This is a genomic window from Novosphingobium sp. LASN5T (genome assembly GCF_003856955.1).
GTDB lineage: Bacteria > Pseudomonadota > Alphaproteobacteria > Sphingomonadales > Sphingomonadaceae > Novosphingobium.
The window spans coordinates 1-15,392 of record NZ_RQSI01000047.1; the positions used below are offsets into that span (position 1 = coordinate 1).

Sequence of the window (15,392 nt, forward strand, 5' to 3'; positions counted from 1 at the left end):
GCCAGCCGCAGCCCGAAGGCGCGCGGCCGCCGTCGGTCCGCCGCCTGCTGGCGGAACTCGGCTCGCCGGCCGAACTGTGGCGCGAAGCGGGCAAGGTGCGCCGCGCCGGTGGCCTGGAACTGCCGCGCGGCACATCGCGCGCGGTCATGCTGGTGCCGGGCTTCGGCGCGCACCCCATGCGGATGCGCGGGCTGGCGCGTGCGCTGGAAGGTGCCGGGCACCGCGTCAGCGATTGGGGCATGGGCTGGAACCTCGGCGCGGACGAGGACCGTTTCGCGCGCTTGTGCGAACGGGTCGATGCCATGGCGCGCAAGGAACGCGAACCGCTGACGCTCGTCGGCTGGAGCCTGGGCGGCCTCTACGCGCGCGAAGTGGCCAAGATCATGCCCGAAAACGTGGTGATGGTGGTGACGATGGGCACGCCCTTTTCGGGCGACCGGCGCGCCAACAACGCCTGGCGCGCCTATCAGGCGGTCACCGGCCACACGGTCGATCACCCGCCGGTAGGCGAAGACCTGGCCGAAAAGCCCCCGGTGCCCACCGTGGCGCTGTGGAGCCCGCGCGACGGCATCGTGGCGCCGCGCTCGGCCTGCGGCTGGCCCGGCGAACGCGATCGCGCCATCGCCGTGCGCTGCACGCATCTGGGCTTTGCTGGCCATCCGGACGTGACCCGCGCGGTGGCGGCGCTTCTCACCGAAGGCTGACAGGCGGCCGCCGCGGGCTCCGGGTTATGCCGTTGCCTCCTCGAACGCGCTTACTTCCACGCGCACGCCCGATAGCGCCGCGTTGCCGGAAAGCGGATCGATCGCGGTTTCGTCGGTCAGGTCGTTCACGCTGACGCCGGCGTGGGCTTTCGCCGTCTGCATGGCGATCCCGGGCAGGCCGTGCCCCCAGCCATGCGGGATGGAGACGGTGCCGGGCATGATGTCCTCGGTCACTTCCGCCGGCAGGGCGATCGACCCGGCGCGGGAACGCACGGTGGCCGTCTCGCCATCCGCAATGCCCCGCGCGGTTGCGTCGTCGGGGTGGATCATCAGCGTGCAGCGGTTGGGGCCCTTGGTCATGCGGCGGCTGTTGGCGAGCCACGAGTTGTTGGTGCGCAGATGCCTGCGTCCGATCAGCAGCAGCGCGCCATCGTGCCCGGCGGACGTTTCCGGCACCTCCAGCGCGGCCAGCGCCTCCAGGCATTCGGGATCGGCGCAGGCCACGGTCTTGTCCGGTGTGCGCAGCCTTTCGGGCAGGCGCCCTTCCGCGGGCGGACCGAAATCCAGCCCGGATGGGGCCGCTTCCACATCGGCCAGCGAGACGGCGTAAGGCCCCGAGCGCAGCAAGGCGTCGAGCGTCTCGCGCGGGGTGGGTGCCTGCACCGGCTCGCCCGTGATCGCGCCGGCCAGCCCGCGCAGGATTTCCCAGTCCTGCAAGGCGCCGTCTTCGGGCGCGAGCGTCGGCGGCGAATAGGCGGCGATGGTGCGCACGGCCATAGGCAGCAGGAACAGGCCATAGTGATCGCGTTCGAGCGGGCCGACGGGTGGCAGGATGTAGTGCGCGCGCCGGCTGGTCGCGTTGCGGTACATGTCGATCGACACCATCAGGTCCAGCTCGCTCAGCGCCTTGTCCAGACGGGCGCCGTTGGGCGTGGACAGCACGGGATTGCCAGCGACCACGAACAATGCGCGCAGCCGCCCCGGCCCGGGCGTCTCGATCTCTTCCGCCATCGCGGCGGCCGGCAGTTCCCCCAGCACGGAGCGGTGGCCCGAAACGCGCGAGCGATGCTTGCCGATCGAGCCGGGGGGCAGGATGGCCAGCGTGTCGAGCGCGGGCAGGGGAAACACGATGCCGCCTTCGCGGTCCAGTTGCCCCGCGGCGATGTTGATCAGGCCGATCAGCCAGGCGTTGAGCGTGCCGTGGGCCTGCGTGGCCACGCCCATGCGGCCATAGAGCACTGCCGGCCTTTGCGTCATCCGTTCGGCCAACCCGTCGATGTCCTCGGCCGCGACACCGCAGGCCGCGCCGCAGGCGGCGGCATCGAACCGTTCCAGCGCGGCGGCCACGTCTGCCAGCCCCGTGATGAAGTCCTGAACCGGCCTTGCCGGCCGGCGCGCCAGCACCGCCTTCAGCAGCGCGACAAGGAAGAAGGCATCGGTTGCCGGCCGGATGAACAGATGGCGGTCCGCCACGCGCGCGGTTTCGGTGCGTCGCGGATCGACCACGATCAGCGTTCCGCCGCGCTGGCGCAGTTCGCGCGCGCGGTTGCGGAAATCGGGCACGGTCCAGATGCTGCCGTTTGACGCCATCGGATTGCCGCCCAGGATGATCAGCGTCTGCGTGCGGTCGATATCGGGGATGCCGAACAGGCTGGCGTGCCCGAACAGGCGCAGGTTCGCCACCTGATGCGGCATCTGGTCCACGGTGCTGGCCGAGAACTTGTTGCGGGTGTGCAGCGCTTTGGACAGGTATTCGGCATTGAGCGCGTTGCCATAGCTGTGCGCGTTCGGGTTGCCGATATAGACGGCGGAGGCATCCGGATCTTCGGCCAGGATGGCGCGCGTGCGCTGGCCGATTTCGGCGAAGGCCTGTTGCCAGCTGATCTCGTGCCAGGTTTCGCCCACGCGTTTGACCGGCCGGCGCAGGCGATCCGGCCTGCAGTGCGGTGGCCTTGGGGCAGATATGCCCGCGCGAGAGCGGATTGTCCGGATCACCCTTGATCGACAGCACGGCGCGGTCTTCCGTTTCGACCAGGATGCCGCAGTTCGCCTCGCAGATATGGCAGGTGCGGTGATGGATCCGGCGCATGGCCACTCTCCCGACTCTGTTTTAATTGACCGGTTAAGAATGCGGCGGGATCGGCATCAAGGCAAGCGGAAACCCCCGGGGCGCCTGCGGACCAACCTTCGTCGCAAATTGCACCAATTCGCGCCAAATTTATTTCGCAGGTGCAACATGAGAGCGCTTGGCAAAGCCCCAATCATATGCAAGCAATGGGCGCAGACGGGATGTGCTTATGACAAACTCCTCGCCCTCGTCCTATGACGAGATGCTTGACGCCGATGGCTCGGTGCGCGCCGCCTACGCGGGCTATTGCAAGTGGTACGAGGAGCAGCCGCCCGACCTGCTGAGACGCAAGAAGAGCGAGGCGGAAGCCTTCTTCCGCCGCACCGGGATCACCTTCAACGTCTATGGCGCGGAAGATGCCGAGGAACGGCTGATCCCGTTCGACATGGTGCCCCGGATCATCACCGCGAACCAGTGGCGCAAGCTGGCGCGCGGGATCGAACAGCGCGTCCGCGCGCTCAACGCCTTCCTGCACGACCTTTATCACCGGCAGGAAATCGTGCGGTCGGGGCGTTTCCCCGAACGGCTGCTCAAGGGCAACGCGGCGTTCCTTGCGGAAATGTCGGGCTTCACGCCGCCGGGCGGGGTCTATACCCACATTGTCGGCATCGATCTTGTCCGCACGGGCGAGGACGATTTCATGGTGCTGGAAGACAATGCCCGCACCCCCAGTGGCGTCTCCTACATGCTGGAGAACCGCGAAACGATGATGGCGATGTTCCCGGAACTGTTCACCCGCGTGCGTGTGCGGGAAGTTTCGGACTATCCGCGCCGCCTGGCCCGCAGCCTTGCCGCCTGCGCGCCACCGGCCTTCGATGCGTCGGGCGGGCGCAAGCCGGTGGTCGCGGTGCTGACGCCGGGCATCTACAACAGCGCCTATTTCGAGCACGCCTTCCTGGCCGACCAGATGGGCGCCGAACTGGTCGAAGGCAGCGACCTGCGCGTGGAGAACGGCCGCATCGCCATGCGGACCACGCGCGGGTGGAAGCCGATCGATGTGCTCTACCGCCGCGTCGACGACGAATATCTCGATCCGTTGACCTTCAACCCGGACAGCGTGCTGGGCGTTTCGGGCATTATGGACGTCTATCGCGCCGGCGGCATCACCATCGCCAACGCGCCGGGCACCGGCATCGCCGACGACAAGGCGATCTACAGCTTCATGCCCGAGATCGTGGAGTTCTACACCGGCGAGAAGCCGATCCTCCAGAACGTGCCCACCTGGCGCTGTTCGGAGCCGGAGGCGCTGGCCTATGTGCTGGAGCATCTGGCCGAACTGGTGGTAAAGGAAGTCCACGGCTCGGGCGGCTATGGCATGTTGATTGGGCCGACCTCCTCGCGGAAGGAAATCGCCGCGTTCGAGGCCAAGCTGCGCGCGCGGCCGGACAACTATATCGCCCAGCCCACGCTTTCGCTGTCGACCGTGCCCATTCTTGCCAAGGCCGGCCTGGCGCCGCGCCACGTGGACTTGCGGCCCTTCGTGCTGGTTTCGCCCAACGGGGTGGACATCACGCCGGGCGGGCTCACCCGCGTTGCGCTGAAGAAGGGGTCGCTGGTGGTGAATTCGTCGCAGGGGGGCGGCACCAAGGACAGCTGGGTTCTGGATGATTGACGCTGCTCTCGGGTCGGGGGCGACGGATCGGACGGTCATGGAGACGGAATGCTAGGCAGATCGGCAAACGGTATTTTCTGGCTCTTCCGCTACCTGGAGCGCGCGGAGAACACCGTGCGCCTGGTCGAGGCGGGATTCCGCATGGCGCTGACGCGCGATGCCAAGGATGCCAGCGACGAATGGCGCTCGGTCATCGTCACGCTGGGCCTGCAGGAGTTGTTCGAAGCCAAGTTCGGCACGGAATATACCGGCCCGCACGTCTTCAATTTCGTCCTGCGCGACAAGGAGAATCCCGGCAACGTCCTGCTGATGTGCGAACTGGCCCGCACCAACGCGCGCATGGTCCGCACCGGCATCACGCGCGAGGTGTGGGAAGCCGTCAACGAAAGCTGGATGAAGGTGAAGGAGCTGCTCGCCCGTCCGGTTACCGAAACGCGGCTGGGCGACGTGCTCGATTGCATCCGCCGCCAATCGACGCAGGTGCGCGGGGCGATGGAAGGCACCATGCTGCGCAACGAGATCTACAATTTCACGCGGATCGGCAGTTTCATCGAACGGGCGGACAACACCGCGCGCATTCTGGACGTGAAGTATTACGTCCTGCTGCCGGCCGTGTCGTATGTGGGTTCCAGCCTGGACAATGTGCAGTGGGAAAACGTGCTGCGCTCGGTCGCGGGGGAGCGCGCCTATCGCTGGCTCAATGCCGGGCGGATGGACCCGCGCGGCATTGCCGAATTCATGCTGCTCGACGGGCGTTTCCCGCGCAGCCTGGCGTTCTGCTATTCCAAGCTGCGGTCGAACCTCGCCAGCCTTGCCCGCGAATATGGCGAGGAAATGGAAAGCCACCACATTCTGCGCAACGCCGACAGCGAACTGCATGCGCTGACGGTCGATGCGATCTTCGATCAGGGCCTCCATGAATTCATCGGCCGGTTCATCGCCCACAACACCCAGCTCGCGCTCCAGATTCAGCGCGACTACCGTTTCGTCGAATAGAGAAGGATCGCCGGTGCGCATCGCGATCGATCACACCACGCATTACCGCTTTTTGGAACCGGCCGCGCATGGTCTCCAGCGCCTGCGGCTCACGCCCAAGGCCACTTCGGGCCAGACGATCCAGTCCTGGGACATGGAACTGGCGGGTGCCGTGCTGGAAGCCGAATACGACGATCACAACTGCAATCACGTTTCGCTGATAGCCTTCACGCCCGGCGCCACCGATGTGACCATCCGCTGCCGGGGCGTGGTCGATACCGCCGACAATGCCGGCATCGTCGGCAAGCATTCCGGCCATCTGCCGCTGTGGCATTTCGCGGAACCGACAGAACTGACGCGCGCCGGTCCGCGTGTGCGCGCGCTGCTGGCGGCGCTGGGGCAGGCCCAGACTCAGACTCAGACTCAGGGCCAGTCGCAGGGGCAAAGCCAGAGTCAGAGTCAGGGCACGCGTCCGGGCGATGACCGGCTGGCGGTGCTGCACGATCTATCCGCGCTGGTGGCCGAACGGGTCGCTTACGCTACGGGGCACACCGACGCGGCGACGCCGGCCGAAGCCGTCCTGACGGCGGGCCATGGCGTCTGCCAGGACCATGCCCACGTGTTCATTGCGGCGGCGCGGGCGCTGGGCATACCGGCACGCTATGTCAGCGGCTATCTGCTGATGGACGACCGGGTGGATCAGGATGCCGGCCATGCCTGGGCCGAGGCCTTCGTCGCCAATCTCGGCTGGGTCGGCTTCGATATCTCGAACCGTATCTGTCCCGACGTGCGCTACGTCCGCGTGGCGACGGGCGCCGACTATCGCGATGCCGCCCCCATCACCGGCATCCGCTATGGCGATCTTGACGAAACCATGCACGTCAAGCTTGCCGTGGAACAGCAGCGTGTGGAACAATAATCTAGGATTCATCCGCAGCGGACGTTGACGGCGATTGCCCCCGCTGTGCGATAACCCGATAGACGGGTAATACCGGGGGATGGGGGCGGCTGGCTCCCTTTTGGCGTACACGGGGGAACGATGACCTATTGCGTGGGGATGGTGCTCGACAGGGGCCTCGTGATGATGAGCGACACCCGCACCAATTCCGGGGTCGATAACATCTCCGTGTTCCGCAAGATGTTCAGCTGGCATGTGCCCGGCGAACGGATCATCACGATGATGACGGCGGGCAACCTTGCCACCACGCAGGCGGTGGTCAGCCAGCTGGAGGAACGGAACAAGGCGCCGGGCGAACGCCGCCCCTCGTTGCTGGAAGCGCCGACGATGTTCCAGGTGGCGACGATCGTGGGCAACCTGCTGCGCGATGTGATCGAACGGCGGCAGGATGACGGCGGGCCGTCGGGGGAAGGGCCGCGCTTCACCGCATCGATCATCATCGCTGGCCAGATCCGGGGCATGGAACCGCGCCTGTTCATGGTCTATCCCGAAGGCAACTTCATCGAGGCATCGTTCGACACGCCGTTCTTCCAGATCGGCGAGACCAAGTATGGCCGCCCGATCCTGCTGCGCGGCTATGAGCCGACGATGACGTTCGAGGACGCGGTGAAGCTGCTGATGGTCTCGTTCGATTCCACGCTGGCGGCGAACCTTTCGGTGGGGCTGCCCTTCGATCTGATGGTGATCGAGCGCGACCGGTTCGAGCCGCTGCACCAGCGCCGGATCACCAAGGACGATCCCTATTTCAAGCAGATTTCGTCAAGCTGGAGCGAGGCGCTGCGGCAGGCGTTCCATTCGCTGCCGGATTACTCGTTCGATCCGCCTGCGGTTGCTGCCGAAATAGAATAAGTAGTTTAACCAAGTATAGTTACGAACGCCTTATTTTCCAGCTGCTAGCATTTGCTGCTTGCTTCCGTGGTTTATTTAGATATTAGGGCGAAATATTTCTCGAATTTGGATGAATATAACGTAATTCAATCCAGTTCGGATGTCGATTTACTTAGTGAAATTAGATATTAACTATCTTTCGGCGCTGCTTAAACTTCCGCTTTGAGGCCGGTCTGACTGGCGCAATCGGCCTGTTCGATGATGTGATGCCGTCATGGCTGAACGCATCACACTCCATGTCCTCGATAGTGACTCCGCCCGCCGTGCCCGGCTTGCCCGCCTCGCATTCGCCGCGGGGCATCACGCCGAAATCTACGCCAGTGCGGATGAGCTCCTGTCTCACGCGCCGTCCGGCGGGCTGGTCATCGCGCATGATGAACCGGTGGGGGAAGGCATCCCGTCACTGCTCGGCCTGATGAACCGGTTCGGCCACTGGCTGCCGGTCATCGCGGTGGCGGAGCGTCCGCAGACGGAATCGGTGGTCCGCGCCATCAAGGCCGGGGCGCTTGACTATCTGGTCCTGCCGCACGAGATCGCGCCGCTCAACGAGGCGATCGAGCGCGCCGCGCGCGAGGCGGACAACCATCGGGCGCACCGCGCCCGCGCGGCGGATGCCCGGCAGCGCATCGCGCGCCTTTCCCTGCGCGAGCGGGAGGTGCTCGATCGCCTGGCCGATGGATGCAGCAACAAGGCCATCGCGCGCGAACTCGATATCAGTCCGCGCACGGTCGAAATTCACCGCATGAAGATGATGGGCAAGCTGGGCGCGCGGCACGCGGCGGAGGCGGTGCGCCTGCGGATCGAGGCGGACGGGCTTCATATCGCCGCCGCGTGATCGCGGCGAGGTCGATCCTGGCCATCCGGGAACCAGGTTTTCCACAGTGCGTTAAGTCACAGTTACCATCCCCGGGTGGGAGGTGTCTGCCGCACGACGACTCGTTGCGGCCAGAGGTTTGTGCGCTGCGGAAATTGGCTATGAAGCTGCCATGCTTCGCACCGCCTACGCTTCGATCCTCGCTCTGCTGGCTCTCATCGCCACCGCTGTCCCGGCCCAGGCTCGCCTGCAATGCGTGACCTACGCGCGCTCGGTGTCCGACGTGCAACTGTTCGGCAATGCGCGGACGTGGTGGGATCAGGCGGCCGGCACTTATGCCCGTGGCCACCGCCCGCGCGCGGGTGCGGTGCTGGCCTTCCGCGCCACCGGCGCAATGCCGATGGGTCATGTCGCCGTGGTGAGCAAGGTGCTCGACAGCCGCCGCGTGCTGCTCAACCACGCCAACTGGTCGCGCCCCGGTATGGTCGAGCGCGAGGCGCTGGCGGTCGATGTTTCCGAAGCGGGCGACTGGAGCAAGGTGCGCGTGTGGTACGCGCCCACGCATTCGCTGGGCCTGCGCGAAGCGCCGGCTTTCGGCTTCATCTATCCCGACGGGTCGGATACGCTGGCGGGGAATAGTGTCCAGGACGCTAAGGGCTGATTGTCCGGGCCGCGCGAAGCGGTCCAGGCTTTCCCTCCGGGATCAGCGACAGAACGGCCGGCTGGCTCCGATTTCCAGATGGAAGTGATTGCGGTGTGCGGCGTTGTAGTCCGGGCTGAGCACCGTGCCGAAGCGCTTGCAGGCGCTGGCGTGGATAACGCGCAGGAATTCGCGCTCCGCCGGCGTCCCGCCTGACCAGTTGTTGAGCACGCTCACGCGCCGGCCATCGGCCAGCAGGAAGGCGGCGATGTCGATCGCGTTGGCGGTGGCGTGGCCCGAAAGGCGCGCGGTGCCCGCCACGGTGCGGCAGGAATAAGTCCCCATCGTCTCGATGCGCAGCAGCGGACTGCCCAGGATCTGCCGGGCGGCGCGGTCCACACCAAAGCGCGCCCAGCCCGAAAGCGTGGTGGCGAGCGGGCAACTGACCGGGCCGAGATTGGACAGCTGCAGCCGCCGGTCGTCGCTTTCCAGCCAGGTCAGGCGCACCGCGTTGAGCGTGGAGCAACCCGCGCCGTAATACTGATCGGGCAAGGGCGTGAAGCCGGCGTCGGATTGCCCGAGCCGCGCCAGGCAGGCCTGCGCGGCGGGGGCGGGCGAAAACGTGCCCAGCGCGCTGCGCGCGGGTTCGCGGTGCTGCGGTTCGGGCGCGCTGATACAGCCGGCCAGCGCCGAGGAAAGGCAGGCCGCCACGATCAGGGAAAGGCCGCGAATCTTCATCAGGCAGCTTATAACCGGGAATGGTTATTTTTCTGGTAACTGTCTGCAAAACAACGGTTGTTCATCTGGGGGAAAGGTGTGGCCAGCGCTTTCAGGTCTCCGCCTACCGGTGCCGTATTTCCGCACGATAATTTTGCGGCGCGCCGGTTCCGGTTGACAATCCGCCCCGCGCCGTTAGGTGCGGCTCCGGGCCACGCGGTCCCAACGCCGCGCGAGCTCTCTGCAAGGAGAGTCAGACATGACTACGACTATTCCGGCGCGCAAGCCTGCGCGTCCGTTCTTTTCTTCCGGTCCCTGCGCCAAGCCGCCGGGCTATTCCCTCGACAAGCTGGCAACCGAATCGCTGGGGCGCTCGCACCGCGCCAAGATCGGCAAGACGCGCCTGCAGTACTGCATCGACCTGATGCGCGAAGTGTTGGGCCTGCCCGACACGCATCGCATCGGCATCGTGCCCGGTTCGGACACCGGCGCTTTCGAAATGGCGATGTGGACGATGCTCGGCGCGCGCGGCGTGACGACGCTTGCCTGGGAAAGCTTCGGTGAAGGTTGGGTCACCGATGCGGTCAAGCAGCTCAAGCTCGAACCGACCGTGATGCGCGCCGATTACGGCCAGCTTCCCGATCTCGACAAGGTGGACTGGTCGGACGACGTCCTGTTCACCTGGAACGGCACCACCTCCGGCGTGCGCGTGCCCGATGGTGAATGGATTCCCGCCGATCGCCAGGGCCTGTGCTTCGCCGACGCCACCAGCGCGGTGTTCGCCTATGACCTGCCGTGGGACAAGATCGATGTCGCCACCTTCTCGTGGCAGAAGGTGCTGGGCGGCGAAGGCGCGCACGGCGTGCTGATCCTTGGTCCGCGCGCGGTCGAACGGCTGGAAAGCTATACGCCGGAATGGCCGCTGCCAAAGGTGTTCCGCCTGATCTCCAAGGGCAAGCTTGCCGAAGGCGTGTTCAAGGGCGAAACCATCAACACCCCCTCGATGCTGGCGGTGGAAGACGCGATCTTCGCGCTGGAATGGGCCAAGGGGCTCGGCGGGCTCGAAGGGCTCAAGGCGCGCTGCACCGCCAATGCCGAGGCGCTCGACAAGATCGTCGCCGAACGCGCATGGCTGTCGCACCTTGCGGTCGATCGCGGCATTCGCTCGAAGACCTCGGTCTGCCTCTCGGTCGAAGGCGCGGATGCGGACTTCATCAAGAAGTTCGCCGGCCTGCTCGAAAAGGAAGGCGCGGCCTATGACATCGCGGGCTATCGCGACGCGCCTCCGGGCCTGCGCATCTGGTGCGGCGCGACCGTCGACACCGCCGACATCGAAGCGCTCGGTCCCTGGCTCGACTGGGCCTGGGAAACGCTGAAGGCCGCTTGAATCACGAAATTCCGTCATCCTGACGAAGGTCAGGATCCCCGGCCGGATTGCGGAACACGCGGTTCCGTTTAGCCGCCTGCGATCCCGGCTTTCGCCGGGATGACGCCTGGAGCAAGAAACATGACCAAGCCCAAAGTCCTTATTTCCGACAAAATGGACCCCAACGCCGCCGCGATCTTCCGCGAGCGCGGTTGCGAGGTGGATGAGATCACCGGCCTGAAGCCCGAGGAACTGATCGCGATCATCGGCCAGTACGATGGCCTCGCCATCCGCTCGTCGACCAAGGTGACCAAGGAAATCCTCGACGCCGCGACCAATCTGAAGGTCGTCGGCCGCGCCGGCATCGGCGTCGACAACGTCGATATCCCGGCGGCTTCGGCCAAGGGCGTCGTCGTCATGAACACCCCGTTCGGCAACTCGATCACCACCGCCGAACACGCCATCGCGCTGATGTTCGCGCTGGCGCGGCAACTGCCCGAAGCCAACGCGCAGACGCAGGCCGGCCTGTGGCCGAAGAACGGTTTCATGGGCGTGGAAGTGACGGGCAAGACGCTGGGCCTGATCGGTGCCGGCAACATCGGCTCGATCGTCGCCAGCCGCGCGCTGGGCCTGAAGATGAAGGTCGTTGCCTACGATCCGTTCCTCACGCCCGAGCGGGCCGTGGAAATGGGCGTGGAGAAGGCCGATCTCGATACGCTGCTGGCCAAGGCGGACTTCATCACGCTGCACACGCCGCTGACCAGCGAGACACGCAATATCCTGTCGGCGGAAAACCTCGCCAAGACCAAGAAGGGCGTGCGCATCATCAACTGCGCGCGCGGCGGGCTGGTCGATGAGGCGGCGCTCAAGGACCTGCTCGATTCGGGCCATGTCGCCGGCGCCGCACTGGACGTGTTCGTGACCGAGCCGGCCAAGGAATCGCCGCTGTTCGGCACGCCGAACTTCATCTGCACCCCGCACCTCGGTGCATCCACCACCGAAGCGCAGGTCAACGTCGCGCTGCAGGTGGCGGAACAGATGGCGGATTACCTCGTCACTGGCGGCGTTACCAACGCGCTCAACATGCCCTCGCTTTCGGCCGAAGAAGCGCCGAAGCTGCGGCCCTACATGGCGCTGGCGGAGAAGCTCGGCTCGCTCGTCGGCCAGCTTGCGCACGACAACCTGACCAAGATCGCGATCGAGGTCGAAGGCGCGGCGGCGCAGCTCAACCCCAAGCCGATCACCGGAGCGGTGCTGGCCGGGCTGATGAAGCAGTATTCGCAGTCGGTGAACATGGTCAACGCGCCGTTCCTGGCCAAGGAACGCGGGCTGGACGTGCGCGAAGTGCGCCATGACCGCGAAGGCGAATACCGCACGCTGGTGCGCGTCACCGTCGGCACCAGCCAGGGTGAACGCTCGGTCGCGGGCACGTTGTTCGGCAACGGCCAGGCCCGCCTGGTCGAGATCTTCGGCATTGGCATCGAAGCCGATCTCGATGGCGACATGCTCTACATCGTCAACACCGACGCCCCGGGCTTCATCGGCAGCATCGGCACGCTGCTGGGCAAGACCGGCATCAACATCGGCACGTTCCACCTCGGCCGTCGCGAGGCCGGTGGCGAAGCGGTGCTGCTGCTGTCGGTCGACAGCCCGGTCAGCGAGGAAGTGCTGGCCGAAGCCCGCCAGGTTCAGGGCGTGCGCATCGTCAAGGCGCTGAAGTTCTGACCTCGGCGCAAGGAAGAACGCGTCATCCCGGCGAAAGCCGGGATCTCGGGCCGCTGCAGGTAAATCTGCGAGAGGTCTAGCCCAGCCGAACGAGATCCCAGCTTGCGCTGGGATGACGGTTTCCTTGCAGGGATGACGCGCATTTCCTCCGGTGAGCGTTCGACATAACCGCCAATACCCCCTAAAGGCTCGCGCCATGGATACCAGCGACCCCGATCTGCTGCCCGAAGGGCTTGAGGACCGGCTGCCGCGCGAAGCGGCGACGGCGACCCGTGTGATGCGTGCCGTTCAGGACGTGATGCACGGCCACGGCTATGATCGCGTGCTGCCGCCGATGATCGAGTTCGAGCGCAGTCTGGCCGCGCGCATGGCGGGCATCCAGTCGCGCCGGATGTTCCGTTTCGTCGATCCCTCGTCGCTGCGGATGATGGCGCTGCGCAGCGATTTCACCCCGCAGATCGGCCGGATCGCCGAAACCCGCCTGGCCGCTGCGCCGCGCCCGCTGCGCCTGTGCTATGCCGGGCAGGTGCTGACCATCAAGGGCGACGGGCTGGATCCGGCGCGCGAGCGCTTCCAGTGCGGCGCCGAACTGATCGGCGCGGACAATGTCGCCGCCGCAAGCGAGATCGTCGCGCTGGCGATCGAGGCGCTCGCGGCCGCTGGCGGGCGCAACATCAGCGTCGATTTCACGCTGCCCGATCTTGTCGATACGCTGGCCGAGAAGGCCATGCCGCTTGCCCCCGGACAGATCGAGGCGGTGCGGCGCGAACTGGATACCAAGGATGCCGGCGGGCTGATCGATGCCGGCGGCGAGGCCTATGTTCCGCTGCTTTACGCAACCGGCGATTTCGATGCGGCTATCGAGAAGCTGGCCGCGATCGATGCGGGTGGCGTGCTGGCCGGCCGCATCGCGGCGCTGCGCCAGATCGCGGCGCGGCTTGGCGGGGCGGCGCGGCTCACGCTCGATCCGGCCGAACGGCACGGCTTCGAATACCAGACCTGGTTCGGCTTCACGCTCTATGCCGAAGGCGTGCGCGGCGTGCTGGGGCGGGGCGGCACCTACCGTATCGCCAGTGCCAGTGGGGGTGAGGGCGAGGCCGCGACCGGCTTCTCGCTCTACCCGGATGCGCTGGTCGGCCTGCTCGCCGCGTCGGAACGGCGCGAGGACATGGTGTTCCTGCCGCTGGGGCATGATCGCGATGCCGCCGCGCGGCTGCGCGCGATCGGCTGGCGCACTGCCGCCGCACTCAGCGAGACCGACAGCGCCACCGCGCTCGGCTGCACGCATGTGCTGGGCAAGGACGGCCCGGAGGCACTCTGACCGCCGGCGCGGAAGTGCCCGTTATCGCCGGCCCGGCGGTGGCGCGCGCGCTTCTCGCTGGATGGCAGACCCGCTGGCGCGCTCCCTCTGACGGCCCTCTTTCGCGCTGTGCGCCGGGCGACAGCCTGATCGTGCGCGAAGCGTGCATTCCCGGCCGTATCCGCGATGGCGGGGAAGTCATGACCGATCTCGCCCGCGCCGAATTCGTCGTCTTTCCCGATGGCTGGCGTCGTTATCGCGACGGCTCCGGTCGCAGCGGCCCGCTGCCGCGCGATGCCGACGAGAAATGGATAGCGGCGGTGCACATGCCGCGCTGGGCGGTGCGCATCGAACTGATCGTCGAGCGTGGGCAGATCGAGCCGGTGCAGGCGATCACGCGCGCCGACATGCGCGCGGAAGGCTTGCGACCGCTGCTCGGCGGGCTGCTCTGGCGCGCGCCGGCGCATGGCATCGGCTTTTCCGCCCGGCGCCTTTACGCGCACCGCTGGAATCGGGATCATCCCACGCCGGGCTACCGCTGGCAGGACAACCCGGCGACCATCGTGCTGGATGTCCGCCGCGCGTGAACGCGGCCGAAAGGCGGGGAACGGGTCACTTTTGGACCGGAATCGCCAGTTTTCAGCCAGCTTTGCCGATAAAATGGAGAGAGTTCCGTTTTATCGGCCCGCCGCCGCCGGTCTATCCTGAGAGCAAGGCCTTCGTGCGAAGGCCGCTTGCTTCCTTGGAGAAGACATGATGGATCTCTCGGCGCTCTGGGCCAGTGCGGCACCGCTTCTTACCGCGGGCGCGATCAAGATAGGCGCGGCCTTCGTTCTCTATATGGTGGGCCGCTGGCTGATCGGCTTCGCGATCCACGCCCTGTCCGCGCTGCTGACCAAGCGGAACTTCGACGCGACGCTCCAGCGCTACATCGCCAACATGCTGGCGGTGGTGCTCAACATCCTGCTGGTCGTGGCGATCCTCGGCTACTTCGGGTTGCAGACCACCAGCTTCGCCGCGCTGCTCGCCGGCGTCGGCCTTGCCATCGGCGCGGCCTGGTCGGGCCTGCTCGGCAATTTTGCGGCCGGCGCCTTCATCATCATCTTCCGTCCCTACAAGCTGGGCGATTATGTCGTGGCCGGCGGCGTCGAAGGTACGGTGATCGAGATCGGGATGTTCAACACGATCATCAACACGCCCGACAACGTGATGTCGGTGGTGGGCAACGCGAAAGTCTCGGCCGACGTCATCAAGAACTTCAGCAGCAACGGATACCGCCGCGTCGATCGCACCGCGCAGCTGGCGTTCGGGGTGGACCCGGTGGACGCGATCCGCCGGCTCAAGGCCGCGCTGGGGACCATCCCCAACGTGCTGACCGATCCCGCGCCGGATGTGGAAATCCTGGATTTCAACGAGCGAGGCACGGTGCTGTGCGTGCGCTCTTACTGCCACACCAACCATTACTGGCAGGTCTATTTCGATACCAACAAGCTGATCGCCGAAACCTTCGGCGCGGCCGCCTATGGCGCGCCGCATACGGTGCACCAGATCAGGCAGGGCTGAAC

General features: G+C 66.1%; 14 protein-coding genes and 1 pseudogene. 12 read left to right on the plus strand and 3 right to left on the minus strand.

Translation table 11 applies throughout. The annotated features are described in order from the left end of the window. A partial coding sequence (locus EH199_RS24515; protein ID WP_190287370.1) for a triacylglycerol lipase occupies positions 1-704 on the plus strand: 704 nt, incomplete at its 5' end. 24 nt (positions 705-728) lie between these two features. Here the strand turns inward: EH199_RS24515 and EH199_RS20305 are convergent. Both EH199_RS20305 and EH199_RS25125 read right to left on the minus strand, forming a co-directional pair. Continuing rightward, entirely contained in the window at positions 729-2,609 is a 1,881-nt protein-coding gene (locus EH199_RS20305; RefSeq protein WP_255420463.1) for a molybdopterin oxidoreductase family protein, read from the minus strand. 97 nt (positions 2,610-2,706) lie between these two features. Next, positions 2,707-2,793: pseudogene (locus EH199_RS25125) on the minus strand (hypothetical protein); the annotation flags it as partial. Positions 2,794-3,001: 208 nt separating this feature from the next. On the opposite strand from EH199_RS25125, the gene EH199_RS20310 reads away from it, so the two are divergent. The 6 genes from EH199_RS20310 to EH199_RS20335 all read left to right on the plus strand — a co-directional run bounded on the left by EH199_RS20310 (position 3,002) and on the right by EH199_RS20335 (position 8,740). Beyond that, on the plus strand, positions 3,002-4,444 hold the full coding sequence (locus tag EH199_RS20310; protein ID WP_124810962.1) for a circularly permuted type 2 ATP-grasp protein: 1,443 nt from the start codon (positions 3,002-3,004) through the stop codon (positions 4,442-4,444). A gap of 48 nt (positions 4,445-4,492) precedes the next feature. After that, positions 4,493-5,440, plus strand: coding sequence for an alpha-E domain-containing protein (locus tag EH199_RS20315; protein WP_124810963.1), 948 nt, complete (start codon positions 4,493-4,495; stop codon positions 5,438-5,440). Positions 5,441-5,453: 13 nt separating this feature from the next. Further along, positions 5,454-6,338 (plus strand): transglutaminase family protein, encoded by an 885-nt coding sequence (locus EH199_RS20320; RefSeq protein ID WP_124810964.1) that lies wholly within the window; start codon positions 5,454-5,456, stop codon positions 6,336-6,338. Between the two features lie 120 nt (positions 6,339-6,458). Beyond that, positions 6,459-7,226, plus strand: coding sequence for a proteasome-type protease (locus EH199_RS20325; RefSeq protein WP_124810965.1), 768 nt, complete (start codon positions 6,459-6,461; stop codon positions 7,224-7,226). A gap of 253 nt (positions 7,227-7,479) precedes the next feature. Continuing rightward, the gene (locus EH199_RS20330; protein ID WP_124810966.1) at positions 7,480-8,100 is read left to right on the plus strand and encodes a response regulator transcription factor; all 621 of its coding nucleotides are present in this window, start codon (positions 7,480-7,482) and stop codon (positions 8,098-8,100) included. Between the two features lie 151 nt (positions 8,101-8,251). Then, the gene (locus EH199_RS20335; protein ID WP_124810967.1) at positions 8,252-8,740 is read left to right on the plus strand and encodes a CHAP domain-containing protein; all 489 of its coding nucleotides are present in this window, start codon (positions 8,252-8,254) and stop codon (positions 8,738-8,740) included. Positions 8,741-8,782: 42 nt separating this feature from the next. Here the strand turns inward: EH199_RS20335 and EH199_RS20340 are convergent, their stop codons facing one another. Further along, positions 8,783-9,457 (minus strand): extensin family protein, encoded by a 675-nt coding sequence (locus tag EH199_RS20340; protein ID WP_124810968.1) that lies wholly within the window; start codon positions 9,455-9,457, stop codon positions 8,783-8,785. A gap of 238 nt (positions 9,458-9,695) precedes the next feature. On the opposite strand from EH199_RS20340, the gene EH199_RS20345 reads away from it, so the two are divergent. From EH199_RS20345 to EH199_RS20365, 5 genes are all read left to right on the plus strand, one after another. Next, on the plus strand, positions 9,696-10,823 hold the full coding sequence (locus tag EH199_RS20345; protein WP_124810969.1) for a phosphoserine transaminase: 1,128 nt from the start codon (positions 9,696-9,698) through the stop codon (positions 10,821-10,823). Between the two features lie 120 nt (positions 10,824-10,943). Continuing rightward, entirely contained in the window at positions 10,944-12,527 is a 1,584-nt protein-coding gene (gene serA, locus EH199_RS20350; protein ID WP_124810970.1) for a phosphoglycerate dehydrogenase, read from the plus strand. Between the two features lie 196 nt (positions 12,528-12,723). Next, positions 12,724-13,848 (plus strand): ATP phosphoribosyltransferase regulatory subunit, encoded by a 1,125-nt coding sequence (locus EH199_RS20355; RefSeq protein WP_124810971.1) that lies wholly within the window; start codon positions 12,724-12,726, stop codon positions 13,846-13,848. A 14-nt stretch (positions 13,849-13,862) separates the two neighbouring features. After that, the gene (locus EH199_RS20360) at positions 13,863-14,414 is read left to right on the plus strand and encodes a hypothetical protein (RefSeq protein WP_124810972.1); all 552 of its coding nucleotides are present in this window, start codon (positions 13,863-13,865) and stop codon (positions 14,412-14,414) included. Positions 14,415-14,580: 166 nt separating this feature from the next. After that, a complete protein-coding gene (locus tag EH199_RS20365; protein WP_223806812.1) occupies positions 14,581-15,390 on the plus strand; it encodes a mechanosensitive ion channel family protein in 810 nt (269 codons plus the stop codon). The last annotated feature ends 2 nt before the right edge of the window (positions 15,391-15,392 follow it).